The following is a 5,095-nucleotide window of genomic DNA, read 5'->3' as shown; positions in this document are numbered from 1 at the left end:
GTCGCGCGGCGGCGGGAGCCCCGGCGGGACCGGCCCCGGGCGGCGGGCCGCTGCCAGTCGGGCTCACCGAGCACGAGCAGCGGGTCGAACATCACGACGACCGCGGCGAGCAGCAGGAACACCCCGGGGCCGATCAGCAGGGGCAGCAGGAGCGTGGTGGCGGTGTCGCCGCGGCCGGCCACGATGGCCGCCTCGTGCAGATCGACGTGGACGGCGTCCATGGCGGTGTAGTGCATGCCGCTGACGGCGAGGCCCATGACCAGGCTGGCGCCGAGGCTGGGCAGGAAGCCGCGTACGGAGACGGCGGCCCACAGGGCGGCGGTGGCGGCCACCACGGCGATGACGACGGAGAACGCGACGGTGAGGGTGTCGTACCCGATCCTGCCGTGCAGTCGCATTCCGGCCATGCCCAGGTAGTGCATGGTGGCGACGCCGAGGCCGGTGAGGGTGCCGCCGGTGACCAGCGGGAGCGCGGTGGCGCCGCGGTAGCCGACGAGGAAGATGCCGACGCCGACCATGACGACGGCGACACCGAGGCTGGCGAAGGTGAGCGGCCGGTCGTAGGTGATCGGGGCCTGCCGGACGGAGAAGCCCATCATGGCGATGAAGTGCATGGTCCAGATGCCGGTGCCTATGGAGGTGGCGCCGAGCGCGAGCCAGCCGGCCTTGAAGGAGTCGCGGTGGCGCAGCGACCGGGTGGTGCAGCGCAGCCCGAGCGCGCCGCCGAGGCAGGCCATGAGAAAGGCCGCCACGGGCGTGACGAGTCCGTACCTGAATCCGTCGACCGTGCCCTGCATGAGCGTATGTCCTCCACCCGGGGTGCAACGTCGTCCGAAAACAGTCGGTACCGCTGAGTAGTGCTACCGGATTATGGCGTCCGGCGAGGCCCCCGGGCCATGTGGTCGGACAGAAAGATCCGCCCGTTGTCGGCCCGTTGTCGGCGCCGGGCCGTACCGTGATCGGCATGAAGCGTGAGAAGGCGGGAACGGACGGCGCGACGGCCCGGGTGGAGTGGTCCGTGGTGCCGAGCGGCATCGGTCCGCTGCTGCTCGTCGCGACGGACCGGGGGCTGGTGAGCGTCGTGTTCCATGCCGACGGACGGGTGCGGGACGGCGCCCTGGAGCGGCTGGGGGCGGCGTTCGGCGGAGAGCTCGTGGAGGACGCCTCGGGGTGGCTCGCCGAGCCGATCCGCCAGCTCAGGGCGTATTTCGACGGGAGCCTCAAGACCTTCGACGTCAAGCTGGACTGGTCGCTGGTGACCGGATTCAACCGCCGGGTGCTGCGCGAACTGGCGGACGGCGTCCCCTACGGGGCGGTGGTGGGGTACGGGGACCTGGCCCGCCGGGTCGGAGAGCCGGGCGCGGCACAGGCGGTCGGCGCGGCGATGGGGGCCAATCCGCTGCCGGTGGTGGTGCCGTGCCACCGGGTGGTGGAGCGCGACGGCGGGATCGGGGGATTCGGCGGCGGGCTGGAGACGAAGCGAAGGCTGCTGGCTCTGGAGGGTGTGCTGCCGGAACCGCTGTTCTGAGCGGGGGTGGGGCGGGGGTTCGGGGCGGGGGTTCGGGGCGGGGGTTCGGGGCGGGGTGGTCCTCTTGGACGGGGCGGACACTCCGAGGAGAGCGGGTCCGGAGTCGGGGCCGGGTCCGGGGCGGTCGAGGTCGGGGCCGGGCCGAGGTCGGGGCCGGGTCCGGGGCGGTCGAGGTCGGGGCCGGGTCCGGCGGGGGCGTGAAGAGGCGCGCGGGAGGCGCGGTCACGGGGCGCGAAGGGTGCCCGGGAACAGATGTTCCCCGGCCGGGACCGGGCTGGCACACTGCGTAAGTGACCAATGCCCCCAGTGCCCCTGACGAACTCACGGCGGCCCCGATACCCGGCGCCGCCCTCACCCCGGACCGGCTTCCGGCGCTGCGCCGCCGCCTCCAGGCCGTGCTCATCGCCACCCAGATCCTCGGCGGACTCGGCATCGCCATCGGCGTCGCCCTGTCGGCCGTCCTCGCCAAGGAGGTCAGCGGCACGGAGGCGCTGGCCGGTCTCGCCTCGACGGCCTCGGTGGCCGGGCCCGCCCTGCTCGCGATGCCGCTCGCCGCGCTGATGGCCCGGCGCGGACGGCGGGCCGGGCTCGTCCTCGCCTATCTGGTCGGCGCCTTCGGCGCCGGGGTCGCCGTCCTCGGCGCGGCGATCGGCAGCTTCCCGGTCCTGCTGCTCGGCCTCGTCGGCTTCGGCGCCGGCTCCTCCGCCAACCTCGCGGCCCGGTACGCGGCGGCGGACCTCGCCGAGCCCGACCGGCGGGCCCGGGCCATCTCGACCGTGGTGTGGGCCACCACCATCGGCGCCGTCCTCGGCCCCAACGTCGCCGCCCCGGCGGGCGAGAGCGTGGCCGGCCTCGGCATCCCCGTCGCCGCCGGGCCCTTCGTGTGGGCGTCCGGTGTGTTCGTCGTCTCGGCCACGGTGGTGGCCGTCCTGCTGCGGCCCGACCCGCTCCTCACGGCCCGCGCGCTGGCCGGGCCGGAGGAGGCATCGTCCGCCGAGGGCCGCTCCCTGAAGGCCGGTCTGCGGGCCGTACGGGCCTCCGCGCGGGCCCGGCTCGCCCTGGTGACGGTGGCGGTCTCGCACACCGCGATGGTGTCCATCATGTCGATGACGCCGGTCGCGCTCAGCCACCACGGGGCGAGCATCCGGCTGATCGGCCTGGTGATCAGCGGGCACATCCTCGGCATGTACGCCTTCTCGCCGGTGATGGGCTGGCTGTCGGACCGGCTCGGCCGGCTGTCGGTGATCGGCCTCGCGGCGGCCCTGCTCGCCGTCGCCGCGCTGCTCGCCGGCACTGCGGGACCGAGCCACGTACAGACCGCGCTCGGCCTGTTCGTGCTGGGGCTCGGCTGGTCGGCGGGGCTCGTCTCGGGCTCCGCGCTGCTCACGGACTCCGTCCCGCAGGCGGCCCGCGCCGCGGTCCAGGGGCTCTCCGACTTCATCATGAACACCGCGGCCGGAGTCGGCGGGCTGTCGGCCGGACTGATCGTCTCCCAGGCGGGTTACGGCTGGCTCAATGTGGTCGGCGCGTGTCTGCTGCTGCCGATGGCGCTGCTCGCGGTACGGACGGCGACGCGCCGCGACTGACACGCGCGCGTGGAGCCCGTACCGGGGCGGGAGCCGGGGCTCGGGGCCGGGGCCGGCCCTGGCGCCGGACCGGGGGTGGCGGGCCCCGGTCCCGGTGCGGCCGTCCTCAGAGGCTGATGTGGTACGCCTTGCGCAGCGTCTCGTGCACGGTCCAGGTGGTGTGGTCGCCCTCGCGCAGCACACACGCGTCGCCCGGGCCGATCTCCAGGGTCTCGCCGCCCTCGACCTCGACGGTGGCCCGGCCGCTGACGACGACGAAGAGTTCGTCGGCCTCGACGTCGGTGACCACGCCCGGGGTGATCTGCCAGATGCCGCGGATCTGCTTGCCGTCGGCGGACTCCCACAGCACCTTGCCGGTCACCTCGGGGGTGCCGGAGACGATCTGGCCGGGGTCGAGGGGCTCGGGTTCGAGCGTGGCGTCGGGGATGCGGACGGCGAAGGAAGGTTGCGCGTGCGTGGTCATGGCCGGTGACTGTAGTGGGCTCCCGGCCCCGTCCCACCGCCGGGATGGCCCGGAATGGAATCCTCCGATTCCCCTCCCGCCCGGGCCCGCGACCGAGGCGGCGACCACGACGGAATCCGTGGCTCCGACGACCGCGCCCTCCCAGCCGAAGACCCGCGCACACAGTGGCGGGAGGGGTGAACGGGCACGGATTCCGCAGGTACGCGCCCGGGCGCTTCCGCGCGCTCCGGGCGCGGGAACGACCACCGGGGGCAGGTGCTCAGCGCCATGGAGCCGCCGGGCGCGCACGGCCCGCACCGGCGCGTACCGGCGCATCCACGACGGCGCGCGGAAATGCCGCGCCCCCTCCTGACAAGGCGGGCGCACGGGCGCACACTCCTCGGCAGAGCCACCCCCTCCTCCCTCCTCCTGGACAGGAGCGTGCGATGCCGGCCACCCCCACCCTGCTCCGCGCCGCCGTGCTCACGGCGGCAGCCCTCCTCGCCACCACCGCCGCGGCCCTCTCCCCCGCTGTCTCCCCCGCCGCCGCGGCCCCGGTGCCCGACACCCTGCACGGCGGCGCGCCCGGCGCCGCGTACAAGGCCGCCCACGACCGTCTCGGCCCCCAGCGGCTCACCCCCGCGCAGCGCGAACGGGCCGCCGCCCGGCACGCCGAGGCAGTCGCCTCGTACGAGAAGGCACGCGGCGCACGCACCGCCGGCCTCCTCACCGGCTACAAGACGTCCGGTGGCATCCAGCAACCGCAGCAAACCTCGTACTGGTGCGGTCCGGCCGCGTTCGTGGCCGTCCAGTCCGCCCACGACGGGGTCGGCGGGCGCTCCCAGCAGGACGCGGCCACCCTGCTCAAGACGAGCACCGCCGGGACGGCCTGGTACGGCATCGACATCGACGTGCCGGGCGCCACCGGCTATCCGATGGCCGACGCGCTCAACTACCGCCTTCCGGGCGCCGGTTACGTACCCAACGCCCTGCCGTACACCCCGACCGCCGCCGACAAGACCGCCTTCAGGCAGCACATCGTCCACAACACCGACAACGACTACGCCATCGCGGGCAACGCCTGGGAGGTGCCGGGCGGTCCGCATCTCGTGGGGCATCCCAACATCGAGATATTCCACTGGGTCGCGATCGACGGCTACGACACCGACACGGCGGCCGCGGAGGTCGAGTATCTGGACCCGGTCGGCGGGGTGAGCACCAGCGTCGTCTCCTGGGCGGGCTCCGTGCCGAAGTCCGCGCACATCTCCTCCGACACCCTCACAACCATCATGGGCGGCCGTGGCTACGTCTGGTAGATACCGCCACTCTCCATCCGTCGCGGGGCTCGCGGGTGTCGCGGGAGCCCTCCTCCTCTGGTGCGCCGCCGGATGCGCACCGGGCGGGGACGGCCCCGCGCCCGCCCGCGAGCCCCGCGACGGATGGAGAGTGGCGGTATCTACCAGCCGTCGTCCTGACGCCCGTCGTCCTCGCGCTCCTCGTCGTCGCCGTGGTCACCGGGGCCCCGGGCCTCGTGTGGGC

5 protein-coding genes are annotated in these 5,095 nt (G+C 74.4%); 3 read left to right on the top strand and 2 right to left on the bottom strand.

Annotated elements, in window-relative coordinates; all coding sequences use genetic code 11:
* The coding region (locus tag ABZ990_RS31060) for an MHYT domain-containing protein (protein WP_361238933.1) at window positions 1-797 on the bottom strand (797 nt) is incomplete at its 3' end.
* A 167-nt stretch (window positions 798-964) separates the two neighbouring features.
* On the opposite strand from ABZ990_RS31060, the gene ABZ990_RS31055 reads away from it, so the two are divergent.
* Both ABZ990_RS31055 and ABZ990_RS31050 read left to right on the top strand, forming a co-directional pair.
* Complete coding sequence (locus ABZ990_RS31055) at window positions 965-1,528, top strand: methylated-DNA--[protein]-cysteine S-methyltransferase (RefSeq protein WP_361238930.1); 564 nt, start codon at window positions 965-967, stop codon at window positions 1,526-1,528.
* A 335-nt stretch (window positions 1,529-1,863) separates the two neighbouring features.
* On the top strand, window positions 1,864-3,114 hold the full coding sequence (locus tag ABZ990_RS31050) for an MFS transporter (RefSeq protein ID WP_361238936.1): 1,251 nt from the start codon (window positions 1,864-1,866) through the stop codon (window positions 3,112-3,114).
* 106 nt (window positions 3,115-3,220) lie between these two features.
* On the opposite strand, the gene ABZ990_RS31045 is transcribed toward ABZ990_RS31050, so the two are convergent.
* Entirely contained in the window at window positions 3,221-3,577 is a 357-nt protein-coding gene (locus ABZ990_RS31045; RefSeq protein ID WP_361238927.1) for a cupin domain-containing protein, read from the bottom strand.
* Window positions 3,578-4,002: 425 nt separating this feature from the next.
* Here ABZ990_RS31045 and ABZ990_RS31040 point away from each other — a divergent pair, with 425 nt between their 5' ends.
* Window positions 4,003-4,872 carry a hypothetical protein gene (locus tag ABZ990_RS31040; RefSeq protein WP_361238924.1) on the top strand — a complete coding sequence of 290 codons (870 nt, stop codon included), beginning with the start codon at window positions 4,003-4,005 and terminating at the stop codon, window positions 4,870-4,872.
* Window positions 4,873-5,095 lie beyond the last annotated feature (223 nt).

It is taken from the genome of Streptomyces sp. NPDC046203, from assembly GCF_040646255.1.
Classification (GTDB): Bacteria; Actinomycetota; Actinomycetes; order Streptomycetales; family Streptomycetaceae; genus Streptomyces.
Note: the sequence above shows the minus strand (reverse complement) of the source record. Positions and strands in the feature narration are given on the sequence as shown.

Coding starts and splice junctions, on each gene's coding strand:
- ABZ990_RS31055 (WP_361238930.1), top strand. CDS start 965: ATGAAGCGTGAGAAGGCGGGAACGGACGGCGCGACGGCCCGGGTGGAG.
- ABZ990_RS31045 (WP_361238927.1), bottom strand. CDS start 3,577: ATGACCACGCACGCGCAACCTTCCTTCGCCGTCCGCATCCCCGACGCC.
- ABZ990_RS31040 (WP_361238924.1), top strand. CDS start 4,003: ATGCCGGCCACCCCCACCCTGCTCCGCGCCGCCGTGCTCACGGCGGCA.